At 42.2% G+C, this 24,901-nt stretch carries 31 protein-coding genes; 12 read left to right on the top strand and 19 right to left on the bottom strand.

Annotated elements, in window-relative coordinates; all coding sequences use genetic code 11:
- Positions 1–165: 165 nt before the first annotated feature.
- The 4 genes from QM454_RS07395 to QM454_RS07380 all read right to left on the bottom strand — a co-directional run bounded on the left by QM454_RS07395 (position 166) and on the right by QM454_RS07380 (position 2,961).
- Entirely contained in the window at positions 166–711 is a 546-nt protein-coding gene (locus tag QM454_RS07395) for a GNAT family N-acetyltransferase (RefSeq protein ID WP_432363898.1), read from the bottom strand.
- A gap of 389 nt (positions 712–1,100) precedes the next feature.
- Complete coding sequence (locus QM454_RS07390) at positions 1,101–2,009, bottom strand: NERD domain-containing protein (RefSeq protein WP_432363387.1); 909 nt, start codon at positions 2,007–2,009, stop codon at positions 1,101–1,103.
- 172 nt (positions 2,010–2,181) lie between these two features.
- Positions 2,182–2,577, bottom strand: a complete 396-nt coding sequence (locus QM454_RS07385; RefSeq protein ID WP_432363385.1) for a hypothetical protein — start codon at positions 2,575–2,577, stop codon at positions 2,182–2,184.
- A gap of 15 nt (positions 2,578–2,592) precedes the next feature.
- Entirely contained in the window at positions 2,593–2,961 is a 369-nt protein-coding gene (locus tag QM454_RS07380; protein WP_432363383.1) for a nucleotidyltransferase domain-containing protein, read from the bottom strand.
- A 126-nt stretch (positions 2,962–3,087) separates the two neighbouring features.
- On the opposite strand from QM454_RS07380, the gene QM454_RS07375 reads away from it, so the two are divergent.
- On the top strand, positions 3,088–3,660 hold the full coding sequence (locus tag QM454_RS07375) for a uracil-DNA glycosylase (protein WP_432363381.1): 573 nt from the start codon (positions 3,088–3,090) through the stop codon (positions 3,658–3,660).
- Positions 3,661–3,786: 126 nt separating this feature from the next.
- On the opposite strand, the gene QM454_RS07370 is transcribed toward QM454_RS07375, so the two are convergent.
- From QM454_RS07370 to QM454_RS07345, 6 genes are all read right to left on the bottom strand, one after another.
- Positions 3,787–3,990 (bottom strand): hypothetical protein, encoded by a 204-nt coding sequence (locus QM454_RS07370; RefSeq protein ID WP_432363379.1) that lies wholly within the window; start codon positions 3,988–3,990, stop codon positions 3,787–3,789.
- Between the two features lie 17 nt (positions 3,991–4,007).
- Positions 4,008–5,465, bottom strand: a complete 1,458-nt coding sequence (locus tag QM454_RS07365; RefSeq protein ID WP_432363377.1) for an NCS1 family transporter — start codon at positions 5,463–5,465, stop codon at positions 4,008–4,010.
- A gap of 85 nt (positions 5,466–5,550) precedes the next feature.
- On the bottom strand, positions 5,551–6,813 hold the full coding sequence (gene preA / locus QM454_RS07360; RefSeq protein WP_432363376.1) for an NAD-dependent dihydropyrimidine dehydrogenase subunit PreA: 1,263 nt from the start codon (positions 6,811–6,813) through the stop codon (positions 5,551–5,553).
- A gap of 12 nt (positions 6,814–6,825) precedes the next feature.
- Positions 6,826–8,169, bottom strand: coding sequence for an NAD(P)-dependent oxidoreductase (locus QM454_RS07355; protein ID WP_432363374.1), 1,344 nt, complete (start codon positions 8,167–8,169; stop codon positions 6,826–6,828).
- A gap of 29 nt (positions 8,170–8,198) precedes the next feature.
- Complete coding sequence (hydA, locus tag QM454_RS07350; RefSeq protein WP_432363373.1) at positions 8,199–9,602, bottom strand: dihydropyrimidinase; 1,404 nt, start codon at positions 9,600–9,602, stop codon at positions 8,199–8,201.
- Positions 9,603–9,682: 80 nt separating this feature from the next.
- Positions 9,683–10,933: a Zn-dependent hydrolase gene (locus tag QM454_RS07345; protein WP_432363371.1), complete on the bottom strand. Its 1,251-nt coding sequence runs from the start codon at positions 10,931–10,933 to the stop codon at positions 9,683–9,685.
- A gap of 218 nt (positions 10,934–11,151) precedes the next feature.
- Between QM454_RS07345 and QM454_RS07340 the strand changes: the two genes are divergently transcribed.
- Both QM454_RS07340 and QM454_RS07335 read left to right on the top strand, forming a co-directional pair.
- Positions 11,152–12,522, top strand: a complete 1,371-nt coding sequence (locus QM454_RS07340; protein ID WP_432363369.1) for an aspartate aminotransferase family protein — start codon at positions 11,152–11,154, stop codon at positions 12,520–12,522.
- Positions 12,523–14,043 (top strand): CoA-acylating methylmalonate-semialdehyde dehydrogenase, encoded by a 1,521-nt coding sequence (locus tag QM454_RS07335; protein ID WP_432363367.1) that lies wholly within the window; start codon positions 12,523–12,525, stop codon positions 14,041–14,043.
- Positions 14,044–14,474: 431 nt separating this feature from the next.
- Here QM454_RS07335 and QM454_RS07330 read toward each other — a convergent pair whose 3' ends face one another.
- A complete protein-coding gene (locus QM454_RS07330; RefSeq protein ID WP_432363366.1) occupies positions 14,475–15,227 on the bottom strand; it encodes a hypothetical protein in 753 nt (250 codons plus the stop codon).
- Positions 15,228–15,453: 226 nt separating this feature from the next.
- Here QM454_RS07330 and QM454_RS07325 point away from each other — a divergent pair, with 226 nt between their 5' ends.
- A complete protein-coding gene (locus QM454_RS07325) occupies positions 15,454–15,921 on the top strand; it encodes an SRPBCC family protein (RefSeq protein ID WP_432363364.1) in 468 nt (155 codons plus the stop codon).
- A gap of 60 nt (positions 15,922–15,981) precedes the next feature.
- Positions 15,982–16,158, top strand: coding sequence for a hypothetical protein (locus QM454_RS07320; protein WP_432363362.1), 177 nt, complete (start codon positions 15,982–15,984; stop codon positions 16,156–16,158).
- A 107-nt stretch (positions 16,159–16,265) separates the two neighbouring features.
- Here the strand turns inward: QM454_RS07320 and QM454_RS07315 are convergent, their stop codons facing one another.
- The 6 genes from QM454_RS07315 to QM454_RS07290 form a co-directional block, all read right to left on the bottom strand.
- Positions 16,266–16,829, bottom strand: coding sequence for a hypothetical protein (locus QM454_RS07315; RefSeq protein ID WP_432363360.1), 564 nt, complete (start codon positions 16,827–16,829; stop codon positions 16,266–16,268).
- A complete protein-coding gene (locus QM454_RS07310; RefSeq protein ID WP_432363358.1) occupies positions 16,771–17,037 on the bottom strand; it encodes a class I SAM-dependent DNA methyltransferase in 267 nt (88 codons plus the stop codon). Before QM454_RS07310 ends, QM454_RS07315 begins: the two co-directional genes overlap by 59 nt.
- Before the next feature lie 105 nt (positions 17,038–17,142).
- Complete coding sequence (locus QM454_RS07305) at positions 17,143–17,532, bottom strand: hypothetical protein (RefSeq protein ID WP_432363356.1); 390 nt, start codon at positions 17,530–17,532, stop codon at positions 17,143–17,145.
- Positions 17,529–17,732, bottom strand: coding sequence for a helix-turn-helix transcriptional regulator (locus QM454_RS07300; RefSeq protein WP_432363354.1), 204 nt, complete (start codon positions 17,730–17,732; stop codon positions 17,529–17,531). The genes QM454_RS07305 and QM454_RS07300 overlap by 4 nt, the downstream gene beginning before the upstream one ends.
- A 104-nt stretch (positions 17,733–17,836) precedes the next feature.
- On the bottom strand, positions 17,837–18,346 hold the full coding sequence (locus tag QM454_RS07295; protein WP_432363352.1) for a hypothetical protein: 510 nt from the start codon (positions 18,344–18,346) through the stop codon (positions 17,837–17,839).
- Positions 18,347–18,371: 25 nt separating this feature from the next.
- On the bottom strand, positions 18,372–18,887 hold the full coding sequence (locus tag QM454_RS07290) for a D-glycero-alpha-D-manno-heptose-1,7-bisphosphate 7-phosphatase (protein WP_432363351.1): 516 nt from the start codon (positions 18,885–18,887) through the stop codon (positions 18,372–18,374).
- 199 nt (positions 18,888–19,086) lie between these two features.
- Between QM454_RS07290 and QM454_RS07285 the strand changes: the two genes are divergently transcribed.
- The 7 genes from QM454_RS07285 to QM454_RS07255 all read left to right on the top strand — a co-directional run bounded on the left by QM454_RS07285 (position 19,087) and on the right by QM454_RS07255 (position 23,759).
- Positions 19,087–19,290: a hypothetical protein gene (locus tag QM454_RS07285; protein WP_432363349.1), complete on the top strand. Its 204-nt coding sequence runs from the start codon at positions 19,087–19,089 to the stop codon at positions 19,288–19,290.
- Positions 19,291–19,481: 191 nt separating this feature from the next.
- Positions 19,482–20,231 (top strand): class I SAM-dependent methyltransferase, encoded by a 750-nt coding sequence (locus QM454_RS07280; protein ID WP_432363347.1) that lies wholly within the window; start codon positions 19,482–19,484, stop codon positions 20,229–20,231.
- Positions 20,232–20,328: 97 nt separating this feature from the next.
- Positions 20,329–20,721, top strand: coding sequence for an NUDIX hydrolase (locus QM454_RS07275; RefSeq protein ID WP_432363345.1), 393 nt, complete (start codon positions 20,329–20,331; stop codon positions 20,719–20,721).
- Positions 20,722–20,792: 71 nt separating this feature from the next.
- Entirely contained in the window at positions 20,793–21,266 is a 474-nt protein-coding gene (locus tag QM454_RS07270) for a DUF4362 domain-containing protein (RefSeq protein WP_432363343.1), read from the top strand.
- A 69-nt stretch (positions 21,267–21,335) separates the two neighbouring features.
- Complete coding sequence (locus tag QM454_RS07265) at positions 21,336–22,040, top strand: hypothetical protein (protein ID WP_432363341.1); 705 nt, start codon at positions 21,336–21,338, stop codon at positions 22,038–22,040.
- Between the two features lie 117 nt (positions 22,041–22,157).
- On the top strand, positions 22,158–23,384 hold the full coding sequence (locus tag QM454_RS07260; protein ID WP_432363339.1) for a translocation protein TolB: 1,227 nt from the start codon (positions 22,158–22,160) through the stop codon (positions 23,382–23,384).
- Positions 23,385–23,558: 174 nt separating this feature from the next.
- Positions 23,559–23,759 (top strand): cold-shock protein, encoded by a 201-nt coding sequence (locus QM454_RS07255; protein ID WP_147058293.1) that lies wholly within the window; start codon positions 23,559–23,561, stop codon positions 23,757–23,759.
- A gap of 92 nt (positions 23,760–23,851) precedes the next feature.
- Here the strand turns inward: QM454_RS07255 and QM454_RS07250 are convergent, their stop codons facing one another.
- Positions 23,852–24,385 (bottom strand): HAD-IIIA family hydrolase, encoded by a 534-nt coding sequence (locus tag QM454_RS07250; protein WP_432363896.1) that lies wholly within the window; start codon positions 24,383–24,385, stop codon positions 23,852–23,854.
- A 31-nt stretch (positions 24,386–24,416) separates the two neighbouring features.
- A complete protein-coding gene (locus QM454_RS07245; RefSeq protein WP_432363337.1) occupies positions 24,417–24,890 on the bottom strand; it encodes a hypothetical protein in 474 nt (157 codons plus the stop codon).
- Positions 24,891–24,901 lie beyond the last annotated feature (11 nt).

Below are 24,901 nucleotides of genomic sequence, written 5' to 3'. Positions count from 1 at the left end.
TATCATTAACGGGTTCGGTTGATGGGGAGAAAACGCATAAACGCAACTGAATTAGTAACCCAATTAACGTATGATTTAAACAACAATTAACAGTAGAAAAAGCAAATAAAAAACGCACATAACGTCTGTGCGTTTTTTACTTACCGTATTTACGTATTACTCGCTCTACAATCGTGCCCTTTGGTTGAAGAACTCACGTTTAAGAATACTCATTCTTAAACGATCGATAAACTCCCCATTTCTTAATCGATCTTGTCTTAAAATTCCTTCTTCAACATAACCCATTCTTCTATAAGACTTAATTGCCTTTTCATTATCAACTTCTACTCTAAGCCAAATTTTATTAAGTGATAATTCATTAAAACCCCACACCAACATTTCTTGCATCGCAGATAATCCATAACCTTTGCCCCAATATTCTTTATCACCTATGGCTATCCCTAATTCCGCGTGTTTATTTAATGTATCAATGTTCTTTAAGTCAATCCATCCGATATGTTTACCCCAGTCAGTTAAAATTGCTTTCTGTTCATATCCATTCGCTTTATCAATGCACAATTTAATCCAATTTCGAGTTTCTTCTCTGCTAAATGGTGGATATTTCTCCGGCATATTTAGATGTTTTGTTACTTCTTTATCTAAACACCATTGATAACGCTCTTCAGCATCATCTACGGTTAATTCTCTTAATTGGACTTTCGGCAATTCAATTGTTTCCATTTTTAATCGTCCTCCCGTTTATTGCGATAACATGTTCCACTATTTGTCTCCGTTTGTTGAATAATTTATCTACTTATAATCTATTTTAACACATAACATCTTTTATCTTTTGAATTATTAATTTATTTCATACTAATTATTTTTACGGTAACCATGCTATCCAACCAATTAACAAGTGTTTTAACAAGGTAATTAGCAATGGCACATAAATTTATGCCATGTTGCAAATTTTTTACCAATTATAGTGCGAATTCTTTCAAGAAAACACCTTAAACATTGATATAACAACAAAAACAGGGACACCAATTCATATGCGAATTGTGTCCCCAAATGCTATGTCATTTAATGTTTTCTCCCCGTGTACCGAACCCGTTAAAATATCATGTGCGCTTTTTGCTTTCCATAAAAAATTTCATGGTATATGACCTGTTTCGTTTAGCCCCTTCCACTTCTAAATCCATGGATGCCAATAGACGATGAGCTGTTTGCTGCCGATCAACCTTCAGAAACTCCCGACAATCTTTATTCCTCATTCCACCTCCAAACAATAAGAACCAGTCACGGATGGCCTGTTTATGCGCATCACGACTTGTCCCGCCGCACGACGGACAGCGCCACCCTCCCATATATTTCTCCATGCCAATAAACCCACACCCCGGACAAATCACGCCCGTACGTATGTCGCTACGTCGAATCGAATACGTTTCACAAATAGGAGAAGGAATAAAATGACGATGGGAACTGCCTAGCTGCGATAATAGGTTGGCAAAAGCTTCGTCGTCCAACAATGGGGAAGTTGTCGGCAGTTTGCGGATGAATGTGGGGACCGCACTTGGGAATAAAATAGGGATATTTGTGTCGAAAACTTCGATGCGCTGCTTAATATACGCAAGGACGACAGCGCCGTACACTGGCAATGAAACATTTCGGCTGTACAGCCAGTCTCGAAATAGCTCACAGTTGCTTTCCAATTGGGCAATCGGGCTTTTGAACCCGCTTACCTGTCCGGAATCTAACACGCGAATCAATTGCGGCGGATTTTCTGTCACCGTTAGCTCGCCCGCAATGTTTTTCACCTCGAATAAAACCGCGTACCATGGGGTGATGAAAAGCGTGTCCACTTGAAAATATGTACTAGATGCTAGCGATAAATCATGAAAAACACCATGCTTCATTCCAAAAGCATAGCTCTCAAACACTTTGTCCAATTCCTGCTCACCGCCAAATCCCGCTTGTACCGCTGCATGCTTCGAACGCAAAGCAGGAATCGCTTCATGGTGGCTCGGCAATCGCCTTATCACCGCCTCCAGCCCTTCCAATATAAGTGGAACGCTTCTTTGTTTATGGATGAATGTTACCCAACTCCTCTTCTAGTATTCCGCTTGCAATTAGTCTATCATAATTGCTATTAATATAATATTTAAATACTCAGACACATTGCAACTGACTCAACCTATTACCTCATTCATTACCTCCTACATACCTATCAATCATCATCCGCACGAACCTCATCTGCTCACTTTCTTCACTCCACTGCAACCGAATCCAATCATACTCCCGCTCCAACAAACGTCCAATCCGCCCCACCGCCTGCTCATGCTCTCCAGGCGTAATGAACTCCAGAATTTCCGTTAACTCCACTACGACCGACTCCGGCAACGACTGCTCAATCGTTTTCAACCCCAACTTCGCCCTTTCTGGTGCATATCGATAGAGAAGCACCCTCCCTAAATGATGCACGACATTCGTCAGCATCCGAACGGACCAAATGTCATTTCCCCTAGCCGCCGACTTCGAGTATTGGAATAAAAACCACCCTACGTCCATGACATTGTCCCGATATTCTGTCTCCGTCAACGCCAGCCCTTGCAACTACTTAAATTCATCCATCAAATGATTAGGATCATAGAGCACCTTAAAATAGTCGCCGCCGACAAACGTTTCCTTTGTTACTGTGAATAAATCAATATGCAACATATTATCAAACACCGCGATAATTTGAGGAGCGACAATAAAAATATCTTCCATTAAGATAATGTCGCGATACGCCCGTAAATGCTCCACCCGGTTAGCGAGAAATTCCTTCTTGTCTGCTTCGTCCACCAAGCAATAAAGATCAACGTCCGAATGCGCATCATGCTCTCCCCTACCCATCGATCCTTTTAGAAAAATCGCCTTCACGTACGGGTCACCCTTCAAACTGGCGACAATTTTCTCAACAGCTAACTCTTGCAGTAGCATGATTTCCCCTCCCTTTACACACTCTACTCATCTTTCATTATAGTCTAACTCTTCTGATCAAGAAATCAAATCCATGCATGATTAACTGTGCAAAGGGCATTCTATTCTGTTAGGAGAGTGATGAAAATGACGACGCCATTTTGCCCAGAAAGTTGGCCGGAGGATCCGACACCGGCAAGCGAGCTCAATTGCGAGGAATGCGGCCTTAATCAACAAGGAACACGAATGGTATGGGGAGAAGGAAATCCGAAGGCACCAATCATGGTGATTCTCGATAATCCAGGTGCCCGTGAAGATCGTGAAGGTAATCCAATGGTGTGCGGCACGCGGCAGACATTGCAGCAAGCCGTGCATGAGGTCGGTTTGGATAAAAACCAGATTTACGTTACATACATTTTAAAGAGAAGACCAATCAAAAAATATGATAAAGATGTCACCCGAAAAATCTGCATGCACCGTCATTTGGATGAACAGCTCAAACTTCAAAAACCAAAGCTTATCCTATGTTTAGGAAATGTCGCTGTACAATCCTTCTTCGAAAATGCTGAAGTTGAAGTAAAGGGGTTGCGCGGCAGTTGGCATGCAGTAAAAGGATATCCGACTACCGTCGCCTACCACCCTCTAGCCGTCAGGCGCCGGCCTAATTTGTATGGATTATTAGTGGAGGATTTAGCGCTCGTAAAGGCTGCAATTCAATAACAATTATCCGGGGATCCGATTCACCGCGGTGTTGCCAAGAGAGAAGCAGAAAACGTGTATATGGCCGAATAATTAAGACTCTATTCTAGAACGTACTGGAATAGAGTCTTAACCATTAATTTCTTGCTACAGCGTTTGTTCCAGGAGCTTTGCCGCAAAATATTTACGTGCTTCGGCAGTCGTAATCTGCAAACAAACTTCTTCTTCCTGCCGTTTAAACTCGACGAACGTGCCACTTAAGTTTTCACGTACAGAATGGACCTTAAAGCCACTGGCTAAATAGCCGTCAACTTGTTTCATTTCATCCAAACTTAACAAATGATCCGACATACAAACACCCCGCTTTTCTATTTAACACCTTTTCCTTCCATCTCCTGCACGACGATATCGTCCCAGTCGTGGCCAACTGTAATCCCTAAATACTCCGCATCACTCGGATTATCCAGTTCAGCTTGCGGGTACTTTTTGAACCACCAATATTTTGCCAGCACATAGTAGACAATCGCCCCAACGAAAAAGCCAACCAATGAAGAATACGTCGGGAACATATTTGCTATTGCTCCACCAATGATCCAAGCAAATAGCCCTGCCATGTTAAAGCCGTTCATATACTTGTATTGGCCGTCTAACTCGTATAGATCTTTTACGTTCACACGACGTTTACGAATTAAATAATAATCGGCAAACAAAATTCCTACAATTGCTGTTAAAATACCGCCAATAATTAATAGCGCATCGACCAACACGCCAAACAGACTCCATGGCTGTGCTAAAACCCCGACGATCCCCGCGATGATGACAGCAGCCCAGAATGGCACTTTCGGTCCTCCGATGTTCGAGAAAATCGTTGCTGCGGGAATAACGTTTGCGGATGTGTTTGTTGACCATTGCGCCAACACGATCATTAGCAATAAAATCCCCAGTATAATTCCACTTGCACTATGCTGCAAGGCATTTATCGGATCAGCAGAGGCCGTTGCCATGTAAGCTACTGCCCCTATCGTTACGATAAATGTATTCGTAATCGGCATCACAATCAAAGAGCCGACTAACTGCGTTTTATTACGCTTGAACCAATTCCGTTCATTTTTTGGTGCTTTAAAGAAACGTGAAAGTGTCGGCATATCAGCTGCCAATGTCGCCCAGAACCCCATGTTCGCCATCATCACAACCATGAAAGCTGTAAAAGCCGCTACCCCTGTTGTCGGAGATTCCACCCAAGCCCACACATCTTTCCCTTGAACCGTTGCTTGATCGGCAAGTGTAATGTACATCCAGCACGATATTAAAATAATAACCGGCGCTGCAAAATCCGCAAAACGCTCAATGGCTTTAATGCCGCGTGATGTGTTGTATAACTGTAATGCCGCAAACACCAGGAAACATAAAAACCAATTATTGAAGTCGAATAATAAATTCAAAATCCCGTTGATGGCCAACGCGCCAAAATAGGTGTTAAGCCCGAACCAACAAGCTGCTGTCACTCCGCGGACGAGCGAAGGTATATGTGTGCCGATTGTGCCGAACGGGGCACGCATATACACCGGGAAGGACAAGCCGTGCTCAACGCCGATATCACCGATTAACGTCATGAATACGCCGATTAATAGAGAACCGGCTAAAGTCGCTAAAATTACCATCGGCAAAGACAAACTCATAATAGCTGAGCCGCCAATTGCAAAGGCAGCTAAAACGATCGCCATTCCTATCCAAATCACCGCAAAACCAAATGTGCCAACGCTTCTTTTTTGATGTGTCACTGGAAGTAAATCTGGGGATTTTAAATAATCTCCGCCATTCGCCATACATGTCTCTCCTTTTAGTGGATTTCCAGTTAACGCACAACCAATTCTCTTCTTTTTCACTTTGCACCAAAAACCGGGCTGCTTTTTATCGAGTAAATTTGCTCATAAGTGATTGACGTTCGTTCCAGGTCATCGGCGGAATCGTAGATTTTCTTTCAATCATCGAAATCGCACCGTCTACCGGGCATACAATTGCGCATAAATTACAGCCAACACAATCCTGTTCACGCACTTTCAACATTGGACGGCCACTCTCTGTGTACAGGTCAATGCATTGATGTGACGTATCTTCACACGCGATATAGCACTTATTACAGTTAATGCAGACATCATTATTGATTTGGGCAACAATATTGTAGTTCAGATCCAAGTCACCCCAGTCAGAATAGCGCTGCACAGACTGACCGACCAAATCCGTCACCTTGGCAATGCCCTTTCCGTCCAAATAATTATTCAACCCATCTATCATATCTTCGACAATGCTGAATCCGTGGTGCATCGCTGCTGTACAAACTTGTACGCCTGTTGCACCCATCAGCAAGTATTCTGCAGCATCCTGCCAGTTTGAAATCCCGCCAATACCTGATATAGGAACATTGACGAGGGGATTCCGCGCACATTCCGCGACCATATTTAGCGCAATCGGCTTGACGGCCGGCCCGCAATATCCACCATGTGCCCCTTTCCCGCCAACATGCGGCACCGTATTCCATGTATCCAGATCGACACCTGCCAAGCTGTTGATCGTATTTATCATACTTACAGCATCTGCCCCGCCGCGCACTGCCGCTTCCGCCGTCACCGTAATATCCGTTATGTTCGGCGTCAGCTTGACGATAACAGGTGTGCGTGCAACTTCCTTCACCCAGTATGTCTGCTTTTCAACCAATTCAGGGACTTGACCAGAGGCGGATCCCATTCCCCGTTCCGCCATCCCATGCGGACAACCGAAATTCAGCTCTAGTCCATCAACTCCAACAGCTTCTACTTTTTTGACAATCTCATGCCACTTTTCCTGCTGTGGCTCCACCATTAAGGAAGCGATAATCGCATGATTGGGAAACCTTTTTTTCGTTTCAAGAATTTCATTCAGATTAACTTCTAATGGACGGTCTGTAATCAGCTCAATATTATTGAAGCCCGCTACTCTTTGTCCGTTAAAGCTGACAGCCGCAAAGCGTGATGAAACATTTAAAATCGGCTCGCCAAGCGTTTTCCACACTGCGCCGCCCCAGCCCGCTTCAAATGCACGTTGCACTTGATAGCCCGAATTGGTCGGTGGCGCTGATGCTAACCAAAATGGATTCGGTGATTTAATCCCTGCTAAGTCAATTCGTAAATCTGCCATGCACTATCCCCCCTATGCGATCCCGCTCGGTTTTCTTAAACGCTCATGAATGATGTAAGCAGCATCTTTTCCTTGTTGTGCAGCTGTTACGACCATCGCTTCACCTTGGCCGTTGCCGAAGACAACATCTCCACAGGCAAACACTTTGTCATTCGACGTTTGCATAGTCTTTTCATCAATGTCTACTACTCCGTTCGTATGCTGCAATCCGAACGCTTCAATGAGCGGGACTAAACGCGTTTGTCCAATGGCTTTGATGACTGCGTCCACCTGTATAATAAACTCAGATCCCTTGATTTCTTCTGGTCGTTGTCTGCCATCTGCTCCTGCTTCTCCAAGCTTCATCCTGACGCACTCAAGGCCCACTACTTTCCCTGCCTCATTACCAATAATTCGCTTCGGCGCTGTCAGCCACTTGAATCCAACGCCATCTTGCTTGGCAAATTCATATTCATATTGGTAAGCAGTCATCTCTTTTTCCGTTCTTCTATAAAGAATGTCAACTTGCTCAGCACCTAGCCGTACAGCACAAGTCGCCCCATCTATGGCTGTGTTGCCAGCACCGATGACCGCAACACGTTTCCCGATTAAGTCCTCTGTCAGTACACCCATTTTCGTGCGCTTTACAAACTCAATGGCATCATGGACGCCTTCCAGCTCCTCACCTTCAATGCCAAGGTTAGGTACGGACCCCATCCCAACCGCTAAAATAACACTGTCATATTGCGTTAAAATTTCCTCGGCAGAAATATCCACGCCTACTCTTGTGTTTGTTTTAATGTCCACGCCAAGCTTTGCAACTTGATCCACTTCCCAATCCGCTACTTCATTCGGCAATCTGAAAGACACGATGCCATACGTGTTCAAGCCACCCGCCTTTGCCTCCGCTTCGAAAATCGTGACATTATAACCGAATCGACTAAGCTCTCGCGCCGCCGACAAGCCCGCCGGACCAGAGCCGACAATCGCGATCCTTTTTCCATTTGGTTCACCTTTTTTAAATAGCTCGACGTCTGTTTCCATCGCCCAGTCTGTTGCGTAACGCTGCAATTGTCCTATTTTAATAGGTTTGGTCGATGCATTCAGCACACAAGCCCCTTCACATAATATCTCGGTTGGACATACCCGCGCACAGCTTGCACCAATCGGATTGGCGTCCATAATCGTCATGGCTGAACCTTTCATATTACCGGAAGCAATTTTTTTGATGAAATTCGGAACTTGAATACTTGTCGGGCAAGCTGTAATGCAAGGTGCGTCGTAACAATACAGACAACGATTAGCTTCCTCTATCGCTTCATTTTTCGTCATCCTGCCCGTCATTTCCACAAAATTACGTGCGAGTTGAGAACTCATTAAACCATTCCCCCCTAATGGATTGATAATTAGACGTTGATCCGTTCAGCAGCCGCCTGCCTTAAGGCACGCTTGATATAACGGCCACTACCTAATGCGCCTACAAATTGTCTATTTTTAATGACGTATTCACCACGTACAAGAACACTGATAGGCTCCCCCGTAACTTCCCATCCTTCGTATGGATTGTAATCGACATTCATATGGTGGGTTTCTGCAGAAATTTTTCGTTTTTTATCAGGATCAAAAATTACGATATCTGCGTCAGAACCAATAGCAATCGTCCCTTTTTGCGGGTATAAGCCGAAGATTTTTGCAGCATTAGTCGAAATCATATCGACGAAGTCTTGGATGGAAATCCGTCCTTTCGCCACACCTTCCGAGTATAAAATGCTGAAGCGATCTTCGATAAACGGTCCGCCATTTGGAATTTTAGAAAAGTCGTTTATCCCTAATTGCTTCTTTCCGTTATAGCTAAATGAACATTGGTCCGAGCCGATTGTTTGCAGCTGCTTGGCTTTTAGCGCATTCCACAAATGCTCTTGATGGTATTTCGGACGAAGTGGTGGTGACCAAACATATTTAGCCCCTTCGAAGCCTGGCTGTGCTAACGCTGACTGATCAAGCGTCAAATAAGGTGGGCATGTTTCCCCATACACGTCATAGCCTTTTTCACGCGCTGCGATAATTTCATCTAGCGCTTCTTTACACGTCACATGGACAACATAAAGTTTTGCGCCTGCGATATGCGCCAGTTCAATGGCTCGTTTCGTCGCCTCGCCCTCTACTTCCGCGGGACGCGTCAGTGCGTGATAAATCGGAGCTGTCTGGCCGGCTTTCCTCGCCTCCTCTACTAATTCATCAATGACTGAACCATTTTCACAGTGCACCATCACAACAGCACCTATATCTTTTGCGATTTTAAAGGTCTTGAACAGCGTACGATCCGATGCCTGGAATTCTTTCGCGTAAGCCATGAACACTTTGACAGACGTAATCCCTTCGCGCTCTAGCAATAAAGGCAACTCGACCTCTGTTTCAGGCGTTAAATCACTAATCATTAAATGGAAGCCGTAGTCAATGGCTGAATTTCCTTTTGCTTTTTCATGCCACTTTTCCACAGCCGTCGCAAGCTTTTCTTCACCCGCAGATAAGCAGAAATCTAAAATGGTCGTTGTCCCGCCGAAGGCAGCGGCAATTGTACCCGACTTCCAATCATCATCTGTTACCGTGTTATTGAACGGCATATCCAAATGCGTATGCGGATCAATTCCGCCAGGCATCACGTATTTGCCTGTTGCATCTACAATTTCCGCTCCGTCAGCTGATAAGTTTTTGCCGATTTGTACAATCTTGCCGTTTTCGATTAAGATATCTGCCTCATACAAATCTGAAGCTGTAGCGATGAGTCCACCTGTAATCATTTTTTTCATACTATCCTCACCTTTCGATTAATAACTGTAAATTTTCTACACCTCCAAATATGGGAGGTTGCTACCTTAGCGAGTTACGTTCATCTTTGGTTTAGTGTGTATCTATCGCCCCTACTAAACTTCGTTTGCAGTGCCAACACGGTTTCCAATAACACATCCGCTCCCTTTGCACAGTCTTCAAATGTCGTTTCTTCTTCCTCGCAATGACTTTTCCCATCGATGCTTGGCACAAAAATCATGGCAGAAGGGATGATGCTCGCAATATACTGGGCATCGTGTCCCGCCCCGCTGAACATTCTATGAAAGGAATAACCAAAGTCAGCGCACGATTTTTCCACTTCATCGCAAATAGCTTCATCAAAGAATACTGTCTCTCGTCCCCATAGCTTGACCGGTCGAATGCTGCAACCGTTTTCCTTTGCAGCTATTCCGGTCAATAGCTTTTCCACTTGAAGCATGACCTCTGGACTTTGATGACGCGAATCGATGGTAAACACTACTTTGTTCGGAATGACTGTATGGATATTGGGCGTCACTTGCATACGTCCAAATGTGAACACAAGCTCTTCGTCGATTTTGCCCAACTGCTCGTGCAAAGACGAAATTAAACGGGACGCTACAATCATCGGATCCTTGCGCATCGACATTGGCGTTGTACCTGCGTGATTTGATTCACCTGTTACGGTAATTTCATAGCACACCATACCTAAAACGCCTTCGACCACTCCAATATCACATTGCTTAGCAGCTAGCACCGGTCCTTGTTCAATATGCAGCTCAATATAAGCAAGGGCTTCTGTTAAACGATTTTCTTGCTCCCCCTCATAACCACTCGCCTGTAATGCTTCTTGAAAAGTAATGCCGTTATTGTCGGTAGAGTCCAGCATTTTTTCTCTACTAAACTTGGAAGCAATGACACCGGAACTCATCATCGCTGGATCGAAGCGCGCACCTTCTTCATTCGTAAAATTCACAAGCATTAATGGAATCTCGAGCTCAATGTCGTTATCCTTTAACGTCCGTACCGCCTCTATTCCTGTTAAAATACCTAACACACCATCAAATCTGCCCCCTTTTTCAACAGAATCCAGATGCGATCCGATTACGATTGGCGGGCAATCCCTCTTCCCCGGCAGCGTCGCATAGACATTCCCCATATCATCTGTTTTGATATCCATGCCCAGCTCTTTACAGATTTCACTAAAGCAGTCTCTTGCCAAAATATCCTCTTTTGACAGGGACAGACGGGTTACTCCCCCATTAGGAGTGGCACCAAACTGACTGAACCGTTCAACTAATGCCTGCAATCGGTTCCTATTACATGCATACATATGCAAGTCCTCTCTTTCATAGTTATTGAACTATCCACCATTTATAAAAACTATAAAGCTAGTGTATTCGGAGTAAGCGGATATAAGACTTAAAAAATATGGCCAAGCGCATATTTATGGGATGTTATTTATATAATAAGGGGCTGTGTGTATAACGTTTTTCTAAGGAAGTTGATTAGTGGATTAAGCATAGAATAAATGAAGGAGTGATGATTTCCATGACGAACGTAACGAGTCAAAATTGGCAAGTAAAAGATGAGCAGTATGTATGGCATGCCATGAAGCCCTACAACCCGAAAGCTACGTCAATCATTCAGAAATCGGAAGGCGCTTGGATAACGGATATTGACGGGAAACGTTACTTGGATGCCATGTCCGGTTTATGGTGTGTGAACGTCGGCTACGGTCGAGAGGAACTCGCCAAAGCCGCTTACGAGCAATTACTGGAAAATGCCTATACCCCCCTTTCCGTCGGGCATGTCCCTGCCATTCAACTAAGCGAAAAGATTAGCGAATTATTAGGTGATGATTATGTTGTCTTTTATTCCAACAGCGGTTCAGAGGCGAATGAGACCGCCTTCAAGATTGCACGTCAGTACCATCAACAAAAAGGTCACACCAATCGAACAAAATTCATTTCCCGCTATAGGGCCTACCACGGCAGTACAATGGGGGCGTTAGCGGCAACAGGGCAAGCCCAACGAAAATATAAATACGAACCGTTAGCAACCGGCTTCATTCATGTTGCGCCGCCGGATGCCTACCGTGCAAACGAAGATCATATTACAGAGCCGGCTGCTTTACCGTCTGTTCAAGCAATTGATAATGTCATGACGTGGGAAATGTCCGATACGATTGCTGGCGTTATTCTGGAACCCATTATTACGGGTGGCGGCGTGATTATGCCGCATGAGGACTATTTGCGCGGGGTAAAAGCCGTTTGTGAAAAGCATGGGGCATTGCTCATTGTCGATGAAGTCATTTGCGGCTTCGGACGTACAGGCAAAGCATTTGGCTTCCAGAACTATGGCATTCAGCCGGATATTGTCACAATGGCAAAAGGCTTAACAAGCGCATATATGCCGCTATCTGCTACAGCAGTGCGCCGCGAAATCTATGAGGCTTTTATTGGAAGTGAGGAGTACGACTTTTTCCGACACGTCAACACATTCGGCGGTTCTCCAGCGGCCTGTGCAGTTGCCCTCAAAAATATCGAAATCATGGAACGTGAAAATTTATTTGCCCGCTCAGAAGAGATGGGTGCAATTCTCCATGCAGAACTGCAAGATCGCTTACAGGATCATCCAAATGTCGGCAATATCCGCGGGAAAGGCTTACTAATCGGCATTGAGCTTGTAAGTGACAAAAACAGCAAAGCGCCACTTGATGTAACTGCTGTTAACAAAGTCATTTCTCTATGTAAAGAACAAGGGTTGATCATCGGGAAAAATGGCGTCACAGTTGCAGGTTTCAACAATATTCTAACACTCGCTCCACCACTAATTATTTCGTTGGATGAAAAAGATTGGATCGTTGAAAAACTTACACGTGCATTGCATGAACTATTGCCACAAGGGGGAAATGAATGAATGGTGACGAATACAGAGGTAAAAGAACTTGGGCATTTTATTAATGGTGAAATCGTAGCTGGCACAAGTGGTCACTTCTCAAATGTTTTCAATCCAAGTACAGGTGCAGTGATCGCACATGTCCCTATTGCAACAAAAGAGGAAGTGCAAGGCGCCATTGCAACTGCTCAAGCAGCCTTTCCAGCATGGCGCGCTCTATCAGTTGGCAAACGCGTTGAGATTGTGATGAAGTTCCGTCAATTGATGACCGCACGTATGGATGAGCTCATCGATATCATTTGTACCGAAAGCGGGAAAACAGTCGAGGATGCGAGGGGTGAAATCACACGTGGCCTGGAATCTGTAGATTTAGCCATCAATGCCCCTCACTTATTAAAAGGCGAGTACTCCGTCAATGTCGGCGGGGATATTAATGCTTATTCAGCAAAAGTTCCACTCGGCGTCGTTGCGGCGATTTCCCCATTCAACTTTCCAGTGATGGTGCCGCTCGCCATGACAAGTATGGCGGTCGCAGTCGGCAATTCCGTCATTTTAAAGCCTTCCGAGCGTGTACCGTGCTCCGCATTGTATTTTTCGGAACTGTGGAAAGAAGCGGGGTTGCCCGATGGTGTTTGGACAGTCATCAATGGCGACAAGGATGCGGTGAACGAACTATTGGAAAACCCCGCTGTTGAAGCCATTTCGTTTGTCGGATCGACGCCAGTCGCTGAGTATATTTACAAAACCGGCTCAAAATACGGCAAGCGCGTTACGGCATTAGGCGGCGGTAAAAACAATATGATTGTCATGCCGGATGCAGATCTGGAGCAGGCCGCAAACGCATTTTTAGGCGCGGCTTATGGGGCCGCTTCCCAACGCTGTATGGCCATTTCGACAATCATGCCCGTTGGCGAAGAAACAGCAAATAAGCTAGTAGACGTACTAGCTGGAAAGATCGCGAAGTTAAAAGTAGGACCCTATACAGATGCAGATGTTGACTTCGGACCTGTTATTACAAAGCAGTCAAAGGACGCAATCATCGGCTTTATCGACCGCAGCCTGGAGGAAGGCGCTACGCTCGTATGCGACGGCCGCAGCCCGGACATCGCTAAAAACTCCAACGGCTTCTATCTTGGCCCTACTCTACTCGACAACGTCAAACCCGGCATGGAAATTTACGAGCAAGAAGTATTTGGTCCTGCCCGCAATGTCGTCCGGGTAGATTCTTTAGAGGAAGCAATCGACCTAATCAATGCGCATGAGCTTGGCAACGGTGTGACCATTTATACGAATAACGGGGCCGCCGCTCGCAAGTTCATAACGGAAATCGACGTCGGCATGGTCGGGGTAAATGTGCCCATTCCCATCCCTGTCGGTTATCATAACTTTGCCGGCTGGAAACGGTCCAGATTCGGCGAGGGGCATATGTTCGGGCCTGACCATGTTCGCTTCTTCACCAAAACCAAAACCATTTCAGAAAAGTGGTTTGAAGAAAACAGTGAATCTGCGTCAACCTTTGCTTTTCCGAGTAATGACGGCTGATGTTCCGCGAAAATCATTGAGATGGATCGGGCGAAGTGGCAGCTGAGCAGCTTTATCACCGCTTGGGACGGGGTTATCACCGTTCAGCGGAGGTTTATCACCGCTTAATGGCACTTTATCACCGCTCAGAACTAACTTATCACCGCTTAGGCACACTTTATCACCGTTTGACCATTTTTTAGTTGTTCACATGGTGTCGGTCGGCAAGAATCTATACAAAAAGCGCACAATTATGTGCGCTTTTTGCGTTCCGATAGAAATTGCATCATGCTAGAAATCTAACAATACAGACTACTATTCAATTAAATTCCAAATACCCCCACACACTCCCAAACTGATCATTAAATGGAAGATATCATGCTAGTGAAGTCTAAAGTTGAGAATGAATCCAATTGGCTGACGAGTCCTGTTGCAAGATGAGGAAAACACTATTATTGGTATTCATTCTCTAGATTGGATACTTCATCGAGAATGACTTCCTCTATTTCATCGTTTCCAATTGCTCCACTGTGAAATGTATTCGTATCGCTCCAATAAAGTTGCCTAATTAAAACGCCATTATTCAGTTCAATCTCCAAAAATATTCGAGTACCATCTAACTTACCTGCATCAATTAATGACTGTACATCTTCCAGTTCTAGTTTATAAAATTCGGCTAAAAACTTATCCTTAGATGACGGTGAAAATGTATGCAATCTCTTTCCATCTTCGGTACTTTGAATATGGATATTCTTCACCAACTTATCCATAGGGTAGAGTTCTCCGACCGTTTTCGCCTTTTTATTCCTGTCGGCTACATATACAACATCATTGGCAACAACAACTAAGGAAGTTGGATATCCTTTGATTTCATAAATGCTTGTTCCTTCCTCCAAATATGTCGCATCACCATTTTGCTCCTTGTGATTACTACATGCACTGCCAGCCATTTTATAATTCACTTTTCCGAGCTCTCTACCCTTTTCAATCGTTACAGGAAAGTTTTCATCCGGGTGCGAAAAATGATGCTTGTATTTAATATCATTGATCATCAGCATATTCACCCATTCAATTTCTGCGTCAGGACATCCTGTAAAAGAAGTTGAATAACTAAGACCGCCTCCATTAGAAGTGATCGAGTTACTACAAGAAGATAACAACAAAGCAATGACCGAAATACGTATCATATTTTTAAAGTTTTCCATCATAACACCCCCTCTTTATTAGACTATTATCTCAAATATAAGTTACGATATAATTTAAATACTTCGTCAATTTAACGTATACATTCATACACTAAACTGCCAAGTCCGTTGATACCGAACTACCTTAGAAATAACACTGCATACATTTAGGTGGTGTCTACAATTGACAAACTAATTAATAAGACATTTGAAGAGCAGACATATTATGTATTGAAAGGTTGAAACCATGCCAACAATTACACATGAAATCCATATTAATGCACCCATTCACATCTGTTTTGACCTTGCTAGAAATGTAGATGTCCACACGGAAACAACGGCAAAAACGAAGGAAAAAGCCATTGCTGGAGTGATGACTGGACTATTGGAAAACGGCGATACCGTCACGTGGGAAGCCGTTCATTTTGGAATTAAACAAAGATTAACTGCGAAAATCATTGAGATGAATCGGCCTCACAGTTTTACTGATGTCATGGTAAAAGGTGCGTTCCACTCTTTCACGCACACACATGAATTCATTGAAAGCGACACGGGGACGATTATGAAAGATACCTTTTCGTATAAATCCCCTCTTGGCTTCATTGGAAAAATTGCAGACCGCCTGTTTTTAGAACGATATATGAAGAATTTTATTGCCGACAGGGCGAATGAATTGAAGAGGATTGCTGAAAGAAAAAACCATATAGCACATTAAAACGAGCAAACTAGACCATATTAAAAATGCAGATGCAAAATGATATGGGAGGTTTTCATAATGAAACAAGGTGCGCATAGCAATTTATATTCCAATCCGAAGACACCAGGAAATCGGCGGGAAGTAAAAGAAGAGATTTCAATGGAATTGGCCGAACTCGGCAACTTGAAGCCGAAACAGGAGCCAATGACGACGAATCAGCGGGAAAAGACGGAGAGGGATAAGTATCACGGTTAAATAGAAGCTAATCCAAGCCGCTTGTTAAGCCTAGCAAGCGGCTTAATTTTTGTAAGAAAATAATATGTTGGCGATTTATGAACACTTACCGGGATCTACGTAATAACTCAAACCGTTTTAACCCTACACACATACACCATCGAAACACTCTCCGCATGCAATTCATTCTCATCCCAATCGCCATACACTTGCACAATTTCGAATCCATTTGCGGCTATTAATCGTTCCATTTCCTGTGGGAATGAATAACGGAGAGAAATTCCATCTTGTTCTTCCGCAATTAACGTACCGTCCCGATAAATACGGCGATTCGTCCGGCAATCCAAGATCTGAGTCAGATGATTATACACATCACGATGACTTTCAATCACCTCATTGCCAATCTTATCAAGATACGTCTCCTCATATTCATCAACAGCAGAAAGCTCCTTCAACACTGGGTTTCGTGTATCGAAAATGAAAACTCCTCCATCCATCAAATGCTTTCGGACGGAATGGAATAAAGCGTCCTGCGCCTCATTCGCCAAAAAATGCTGAAAGGAATTGCCCGTCATGAAAGCGAGCGATCTTCTCACCGGCAAGTTCAGTTTTGTACAATCTTGCAGAACAAAATCAATCGATACCCCAATCTCTTCTGCCTTTTTCCCTCGCTCGTGCCAACATGCCTTCATGCAAGTCTACTCCAATCATTTTGAATCCACGCTGCGCCATCGGAATCGTCAGTCTGCCTGTCCCACAAGCTAATTCAAGTATCGTCTGTTCATGACTCGCCCATTTTAATATGACGCTTAAATCCTTCTGATACCCTTCATACAAATGATCGTACATTTCAGGATCAGCGTATTTCTCCAAGTTTTGTTCAAACAAGTTTTTGGTCATACACTTGTCTCATTCCTTTTCTTAATTCTATCTCCCTACTATTGCAGCTTAAACTAAATTATTTTTTTGGCTTTATATGCTTGTTTTAGATATCTTCATATTGTCTCACTGGTACTTTCTAGACATCATAAATTCAACTAACGGTAAAATAATCATCGATAACCCTAATATCCCTAATAGAAAGATGTTGACTGTACCGTTTATTAATTCATCGACAAATACGGCCACCAAAATTAAGAACACTAGAATAAAATAACTTATTTTCGAGCTTTTTTCTGTAATTCTTTGTCCAAGTTCCTCATCTATTAATATTCCGTCTTTATCTTCTTTGTTTCCCCAAGTAATGGCGGACAAAAACATCATCAAGACGATCGCAATAGATGAAATTTCATTGAATCCAACATCTTTTCCCATAATAATTTTATAAATCGTATAGCCTATCACAATTAAACTAGCAGCGCCAAATATAATTCCACCTAGTTTTCGAGAACTCATTTACTCTCCCCCCCATTCAAAAATAAATAATCAACTGTAACCCCTAAATTTTTCGCAAGGTCAAAGGCTAACTGTAGACTCGGGTCATATTTATCATTTTCTATAGCATTAATAGTTTGCCTGCTTACATTGCACAGGTCCGCTAATTTCCCTTGTGAAATACCTTTCTTTTCTCGGTACTCCTTTATTCTATTTTGCATACAGTTACCACCTTCGAAAACCGAAATATGTAAAACATCTTTTACACCCCCACTATAAAACAAGACGACAAAGGTGTCAAATATCTTTTACACCCTTGTCGCCTTTATACGTCACGAATAGCTTCAGATAGCAACTGATTACTCATTGGATCATTCCGCACAATAAGCAATTTATCCAAGTAAGGTTGAAGAATACCGTCCAACTCTTCCCGTCTTTCTTCAAACTGCTTCGTCCATTTGTACATGCTCCGCAACATTTGAAAATCCGGTTTATACGCACATTCTTCCACACCAATCACTTGCTTCACATGTCTGCTCAAAATCCGGAGTTTCCTTTTCCATAAAGGTGGATCCAACCAAATGACGATATCGGCCAAGTCCAAAAGGAGATGATAGGACGGGCGGTATACACCTTCCGCAATCCAGCTTCCTTTAGCATCCATTTCGTGAATGACTTGCACTTGTTCATCGGGCGTCCGCTTCACTCGAACGCCATCCACGGTATGATACACAACGGCATCTAATTCAACAAAAGGTACATTCATTTGCTTCGACAATTCTTTTGCATATGTCGTTTTTCCACTTGCGACGATCCCCATAATAAAAATTTTCATTTTCAACATTCCCATTCTAGAAATATCAATCTATATACTCTAATACTTCAATAACCTTTCCGATTTTATAAACATCTTTACCCTCATCAGGAACTTCGACGTTAATTCCGTAGCCAACGATATTCATTCGAATAGCTAATTCCATATCCACAATCGAGTCGCCTATTATGAAAGATTCATTTAAATTAATCGCAGGATACTTTTCAATAGCCTGCTGAATCAACCCCGTTTGAGGTTTACAGCAATCGCAGCCTTCCTGCCGACTATGTGGACAATAAAATACATCTAAAATTTCTACGTTATGTCTCGTTAATTCTTCCATCATTTTTTTATTTATCTCTTCATATTGCTGTAATGAAATATAGCCTTCATTAATTAAATATTGATTGGTAATGATAATGATTTTGTATCCTTTTTGCATAACTTGTTGCAATGTTTCAATGGCCCCCGGAATGAACTCAGGTTGGGTAATGAAACTCCATTTCTCATCAGGATAGTCTTCAATAATCGTTCCATCCCTATCAAAAAATGCTATCTTCAATTTTCGCTCACCTGTTCATATTTTATTTAGAATTAAAACAACAAGGATTGAAGAAATAATCGTCTTGAACAATTCCTCTCCCTCTATTAATTTCCGTCTTGAATTCTCTTAAGAAATCTTTTTCAATACACCACGCTTACTTGTATAGTGCGCTATTAATAGTTATAATAATTAAAAAATTATAGTGAGGAGGGTGGACATGGAATTTGAATTAAGCTTTAAGAATCCTGTTGTTCGTGCATGGGCGATCATCATGTTTCCTTCTACCATTCTTGCGGTGCTTCTTTTACTTTTGACAAACATTCCCGGACCTTATATCAATTTATCTATTTCTACAGGGTCATGGGCAATTTTTATTATTTGGTTTCTTTATTATAAAATAAGGAAACAAGCTAAAAGCTAATTCCCCCGCTGTCGCCCCCATCAATGAAAGTCCATTCTCTTAATAGTACATGCATACGTTAGGGTTATATGCGTGTAATCAATGCTTCCATTCCATTAATGAATTCTCTTCACCAAAGGCAAATCCCTTTATTTCAAATGCAGGAGATGAGCGCTCAAATGTCGAATGTATATTCCCATGGAGGGATGAAAATGGGAAACAAATCACTAGTGTTGAATAAAAAAAGTTGGGATGAGGTTGCGCCGCGGTTTTTCGGACGAAATCCGTTGCCTGAATACGGGCCGCTTGCGCCTCGGGAAGAGGATTTGAAGTTACTTGGCGATGTGGCTGGCATGAAGGTATTGGATATCGGATGTGGAAGTGGGCATTCATTGCAATATATGGATTCTCGGGGTGCCATGGAGTTGTGGGGAGTGGACCTTTCCAAGACACAGATTGAAACAGCGAAGGAGTTGCTGATTGACAGCAAAGCACCTGTTCATTTATTCGAATCGCCAATGGAGGAAAACCCCGGGCTGCCTCAAGCATATTTCGACATCGTCTATTCCATTTATGCGTTAGGTTGGACGACCGATTTGCGTCAAACGCTTACAAATATCCATGACTATTTGAAACCCGGCGGCATTTTCGTTTTCAGCTGGGAGCACCCATTGCATAGCCGGGCGAGCTTGGTGGGTGAAGAACTTCATTTCAATAAATCCTACCACGAAGAAGGCGCTTATGATCACGAAGCTTGGCACGCGCCTGCGATCATGCAACAGTATAAAGTGAGCACATATATCAATACATTAATTGAATGTGGATTCGTAATCGAGAAGGTTATTGAAGATGTTTCATTGACGGATGAAGATCGGGAAAGACATACGAATCGGTGGTACTCGTTTGAGAAGGCGAAGATGATGCCGACTACGTTGATTATTAAGTGTAGTAAGAAAGGGTAATTGAATTATTGTGTGAAATGCTCCTACAGAGTTTTTCAACAAACAGTCCTGATAGTTTAGTTTGATAAATATTTTTATGGGGTGCAGGAATATGCGAATGGAAAGCTGGTCAGGTTCAGCAGGAGTTTGTATCAATGAACAACAGGAAATATTAATGGTTAAGAGTTTCGGGTCAGAGGGATGGGCAGTACCTTCTGGTGGGATTGAAGTAGGAGAAAGTCCAGAGGAATGTTGCGTTAGAGAAGTTAAAGAAGAAACCGGTTATGATGTGAAAATCATTGAACTATTAAGAGTTAAAGAAACAACCATTAAAGGCATTCAGGTTAAAACATATTATTTTAGCATAGAAAAGATTGGAGAAAGTAGTGGAATCAATGATCCTGATAAAATTATTTCCGAAGCCGATTGGAAGTCTTTATCTGAAATAAAAACGATTAAACACACCTATCCTGAGGATTTAGAATTTATACTGGAGCAATTAAAACAGTAATCCTACAATAGTGCGCTATTTTCTAATAAGGATTGGCGCCAGTCGTACATATAAGCACCGAGGTGAAATATTTGAAAAAAACCAATTTACTTTGGATATTACTACTTTTATTAGTAATGTTACTTGGGTGTCAACAAGTAAGTGAGATCAATAAGGAAAATGAAGCCGAAAATCCAAAAGCACCTTATCCTTATGAGGAGGCAATAAAAAATGGTGATATAGTCAATTTTCACGGAGAAATTAGTAACTTACACAAATTCGATAGTTTTCTTAAAAACGTTAAGTCTGGAACTAAAGATCTAATTCAAATTACCATATACACTATTGAAGGGGCTCCAATATTCTACAATTTAAGTTATGACGGAAATAAAATCATATACACCTATGATAATACACTAGATGGCTTTGCTGGTTCAGACAAGGGAATAAAAAGTACATCTTGTTCAAACATAGAATCGCAAGATATTGAAAATGGAGTTGGATATTATTTAAGTGAGTGTACTTCAGAAGTCGGGAATACTTTTTATTTTTCAGTTTTGGAGTAAAGGAAAAACTAATTAGCACGTAACCAAACGCCCTGAATTCCTGTCCAATGCATAAAGGGGTCGGTGTTTATGAAGATACCAAGAATGTTTATCTTTGTTCTTACTTTGCTGTTATTGACGGGTTGTCGTTCACCTATTTACGGTCAAAGTGTTATTGATTGGGTTGATTTTATTATGTTGGATGGAAAACACTACTACGGAATCCATTCTGGGGTTTTAGCCGACGATCAATATGTAGGAGAAAAGATTGGTACGGTGAAATTTAAAGTGGCAGACAACGTAACCAATACAGGATATAAAATAAAAGACGGTGACGCTGCTTTTCATGAGAAGGGAACCGAGATTTTTCAGATTAAGGATCATCCACACTATATAGCTGTTAAGGATTCTCACTCCACAAATGGATATCGAGTATACTATTCTCGAGATGATATTGAATACCAATGGCATTTTAGAGATATGCCAATTGATGAAGTGAAGGCAATTGAGATTTACCAAGCTCATCTACCAGAAGGAAACGAGTTGATTTCCAAATTAACAAAGAATGAAGAAGTCGAAGCCTTCCTTCAACTATTAATAAATAGTGAAGCAAATCCTAATTTCCGGCCTAGCACAATAAGAGTAGATCCAATTTATTACGAAATGATTTTTTATACAGAAGATCCAGTTGCCTACAAATATTACATGGAGTTTGATGGAGTCACCTATTATTGGCATCCATCGGATACATCTATTTTATCTGATGAAATAGAGATGTTTATTGGTGAAAACTAAATACTTTAATATGGCGCATATCCACAACAAGGATCTGGGCCTTTTTTGATTGTTGAATTAGGATAGCTGTTAGGTACTTGGGCAAATTAAGATGTAAATCTTTCAGGAGGGATTGACGTGAATTTGCGGATTTTCGTACTACTCACTCTCATCTGTTTTCATTTTTCGTCAATCGCAAGTGCAGAAACCCCATTAACAGCTGCATTTATCCGTGATCATCAGTTATGGATCAAAAAGGATGGTCAAGAAATACAACTTACAAACGACCGGTATGTATATGCTCCGAAATGGTCCTATGACGGTCGCTTCATTGGATATATTGATGGAGATGAAAAGGGGGAGAAATCGGATTTATTCATTTACGACACAAAGGAAGAGGAAAGTTACCAGCACTATGTTAATTCCGTCACGTCGGACTTTAAGTGGGCTCCGGATAAAAATCAGATAGCTTACACGGATCACGGTATATTAAAGGTGACAAAAATAAAAAATGGCCGACCGTATGGATTTGAAAATGTCTCATTAGGTGTGAGTGGCTTTGAATGGTTTCCGAACGGTAAAGAATTTATTGTTTCCTCATCGTCCAACTTACTCCCTACTGGATGGAGTCCTATCCCGCTTTTTAGAATTCCGGTAGATGCAAATCTTGATAAAGATAAAATGAAGCCTTTTTATACGATTCAAACTGAAATTCCTGACTTGTTTGGGGTTGATGCTGACTATTTTAAGTGGAGTTCTGACGGGAAGTGGGTTAGCTTTTTAGTGATTCCTACCGCTTCTTGGTCCATGGACAGTAATACATTAAGTGTTTTATCTTCACGAGGAAAACAATTTCAAGCAGTAGGGAAAATGTTAGGATTTAAAGACTGGTTTAAGTGGGCTCCTTCCGCCAATGAACTAGCATATATATCCGGTGAGGGAAGGTTTTTTGTTGAAAACAAGAAAATGACGATTGCCGAAATCCCGATACTTAAAGAGCAAAAAGAATACACACCTAAAGGATTTGTAGACCTTGATCTCGAATGGTACTCAAAGGATTTGGTAATTGTGGCGCGTGCGTTAGAGAACTTGGAGTGGAAAGAAGGACCTGCCCCGACTATGTTCACCTCACTTTACTCGATAAACATAAGAACAGGAGAGCAAAAACAAATTACATTTCCAGGGAAGAATGAACTTGACGAAAACCTTCAAGTTGTCGGACCTTACCTTACTTGGTTTCGCAGGACAGCTGGGCAAGCTAAGGGTGATGTATGGGTGAAAAATACGTTGAATGGCCAAGAGCATATTTGGCTTGAAAATGTGGATGATGCTCCAACGTTTTTTATTCGAAAGCAAAGCCCTTAAGATTTATTATCTAAATAACAATCGTACTATTTGCTTTTTCCTCTAACATCTGTTATTCTTAAAAAGAATTATTTTTGTTCTTTCTCAGATTGAGAACGGATTTTGCTTTTCGTCTAAGGTATTTGAGCAAGGATAGTATCATATGTGTGGATATCACACTAGGAGGCAACAATTATGGAACAAGGTACAGTTAAGTGGTTTAATGCAGAAAAAGGTTTTGGTTTCATCGAGCGTGAAGGTGGAGAAGACGTATTCGTACATTTCTCAGCAATCCAAAGCGATGGTTTCAAATCTTTAGACGAAGGTCAAAGCGTAACGTTTGAAATTGAGCAAGGACAACGTGGCCTACAAGCTACAAACGTTCAAAAAGCTTAATAATTGCTTTTAAAAGACCCTATATATAGGGTCTTTTTTTTATGTGTTCGAATTAGATTTTATTAAACCGCCTATGCATTGTTAGGCGGTTTTCATATCCCCTTATTTACAAGCCATTTCACCGCATCCAACAAGTTCTCAGCGATATAATCCGGCTCTATGTCAGCCCATTTATGTCTGTAATGAGTTAAAGAACCTGCGCCCCACCCGGTCAAAACTAAAATTTTCTTTGCACCAACTGCATGAGCCGCCAACATATCTGTCGACCCGACATCGCCGATAAAAGCCGTTTTCGAAAGATCTAGATCATGTTTTTTCGCAGCTTCTCGAAGTAAACCGGGGCTCGGCTTACGGCATTCGCATCCTTCCGAGGAGCCGTGTGGGCATATGAATGCATCATCAAAACCAAATGCCATGAATTCATCGTAAAAGTCTTCGATGCTTGCCTGTCCTTTGCTGATCCGGTGCTGGTTTGTACAGGCAAACGTCTTAATATCATGTTCCTTCAGGAGCTTAAGAGCTTCTTTGCTAAAAGGATAGGGAGTGAAATCTCTTGGATGAATAAAATGTCCGGTTCCACCTATTGTTCCATCACGATCGATAAAAACCGCTTGTAGATTTTCCAGTTGGCACACCCTTTCTTCCCGATTGATTAATTTATTCTATTACCTCAGTAAATGAATCAGGATCATCCATCTTCAATTTGATAAAGCTTTTATTCCATTTCGCTATATAATACTTATCCCTGATCATGAAGGAATTTTCAGCAGTTGCCTGGAATTCATCCGACAGCTCATAGATTGATTCCGTGAAAACGACTTTATTCCCGACGTAGAAATCGATGTCATACACCTTTTCGCCGAGATGAGTTTTATACTGCTTTTTCTTTTGGCGGTCACCGATCAGTACGAGTGGGAACAGGTTATCTTTGAAGGCTTCCAACATTTCTTTATCGTTGTCATTAATTTCAATCTTTCGGTTGTCTTCTATTAAAATGTGTATTTTATCGACACTGGAATAGTCATCCAGTACAGCACCTAGCTTCTCAAGCCCTTGGTCTTTCGTAAGTTGATAGGCAGCCAAAAGAAATACAACGACGAAGCCGATTGCCGAGATTGTTTTTTTATTCATCCTCAGTCCTC

Source organism: Sporosarcina sp. UB5, from assembly GCF_050859005.1.
Taxonomy (GTDB): domain Bacteria; phylum Bacillota; class Bacilli; order Bacillales_A; family Planococcaceae; genus Sporosarcina.
The sequence above is the reverse complement of the archived record's forward strand: the minus strand, read 5'-3'. Positions and strand labels throughout refer to the sequence as shown.

Bases quoted from the DNA above. Each gene is read 5' to 3' on its own strand.
- QM454_RS07380 (WP_432363383.1), bottom strand. From the start codon at position 2,961: ATGCTACTGCAAGAGTTAGCTGTTGAGAAAATTGTCGCCAGTTTGAAG.
- QM454_RS07375 (WP_432363381.1), top strand. From the start codon at position 3,088: ATGACGACGCCATTTTGCCCAGAAAGTTGGCCGGAGGATCCGACACCG.
- QM454_RS07370 (WP_432363379.1), bottom strand. From the start codon at position 3,990: ATGTCGGATCATTTGTTAAGTTTGGATGAAATGAAACAAGTTGACGGC.
- QM454_RS07365 (WP_432363377.1), bottom strand. From the start codon at position 5,465: ATGGCGAATGGCGGAGATTATTTAAAATCCCCAGATTTACTTCCAGTG.
- preA (WP_432363376.1), bottom strand. From the start codon at position 6,813: ATGGCAGATTTACGAATTGACTTAGCAGGGATTAAATCACCGAATCCA.
- QM454_RS07355 (WP_432363374.1), bottom strand. From the start codon at position 8,169: ATGAGTTCTCAACTCGCACGTAATTTTGTGGAAATGACGGGCAGGATG.
- hydA (WP_432363373.1), bottom strand. From the start codon at position 9,602: ATGAAAAAAATGATTACAGGTGGACTCATCGCTACAGCTTCAGATTTG.
- QM454_RS07345 (WP_432363371.1), bottom strand. From the start codon at position 10,933: ATGTATGCATGTAATAGGAACCGATTGCAGGCATTAGTTGAACGGTTC.
- QM454_RS07340 (WP_432363369.1), top strand. From the start codon at position 11,152: ATGACGAACGTAACGAGTCAAAATTGGCAAGTAAAAGATGAGCAGTAT.
- QM454_RS07335 (WP_432363367.1), top strand. From the start codon at position 12,523: ATGGTGACGAATACAGAGGTAAAAGAACTTGGGCATTTTATTAATGGT.
- QM454_RS07330 (WP_432363366.1), bottom strand. From the start codon at position 15,227: ATGGAAAACTTTAAAAATATGATACGTATTTCGGTCATTGCTTTGTTG.
- QM454_RS07325 (WP_432363364.1), top strand. From the start codon at position 15,454: ATGCCAACAATTACACATGAAATCCATATTAATGCACCCATTCACATC.
- QM454_RS07320 (WP_432363362.1), top strand. From the start codon at position 15,982: ATGAAACAAGGTGCGCATAGCAATTTATATTCCAATCCGAAGACACCA.
- QM454_RS07315 (WP_432363360.1), bottom strand. From the start codon at position 16,829: ATGAAGGCATGTTGGCACGAGCGAGGGAAAAAGGCAGAAGAGATTGGG.
- QM454_RS07310 (WP_432363358.1), bottom strand. From the start codon at position 17,037: ATGACCAAAAACTTGTTTGAACAAAACTTGGAGAAATACGCTGATCCT.
- QM454_RS07305 (WP_432363356.1), bottom strand. From the start codon at position 17,532: ATGAGTTCTCGAAAACTAGGTGGAATTATATTTGGCGCTGCTAGTTTA.
- QM454_RS07300 (WP_432363354.1), bottom strand. From the start codon at position 17,732: ATGCAAAATAGAATAAAGGAGTACCGAGAAAAGAAAGGTATTTCACAA.
- QM454_RS07295 (WP_432363352.1), bottom strand. From the start codon at position 18,346: ATGAAAATTTTTATTATGGGGATCGTCGCAAGTGGAAAAACGACATAT.
- QM454_RS07285 (WP_432363349.1), top strand. From the start codon at position 19,087: ATGGAATTTGAATTAAGCTTTAAGAATCCTGTTGTTCGTGCATGGGCG.
- QM454_RS07280 (WP_432363347.1), top strand. From the start codon at position 19,482: ATGGGAAACAAATCACTAGTGTTGAATAAAAAAAGTTGGGATGAGGTT.
- QM454_RS07275 (WP_432363345.1), top strand. From the start codon at position 20,329: ATGGAAAGCTGGTCAGGTTCAGCAGGAGTTTGTATCAATGAACAACAG.
- QM454_RS07265 (WP_432363341.1), top strand. From the start codon at position 21,336: ATGAAGATACCAAGAATGTTTATCTTTGTTCTTACTTTGCTGTTATTG.
- QM454_RS07255 (WP_147058293.1), top strand. From the start codon at position 23,559: ATGGAACAAGGTACAGTTAAGTGGTTTAATGCAGAAAAAGGTTTTGGT.
- QM454_RS07245 (WP_432363337.1), bottom strand. From the start codon at position 24,890: ATGAATAAAAAAACAATCTCGGCAATCGGCTTCGTCGTTGTATTTCTT.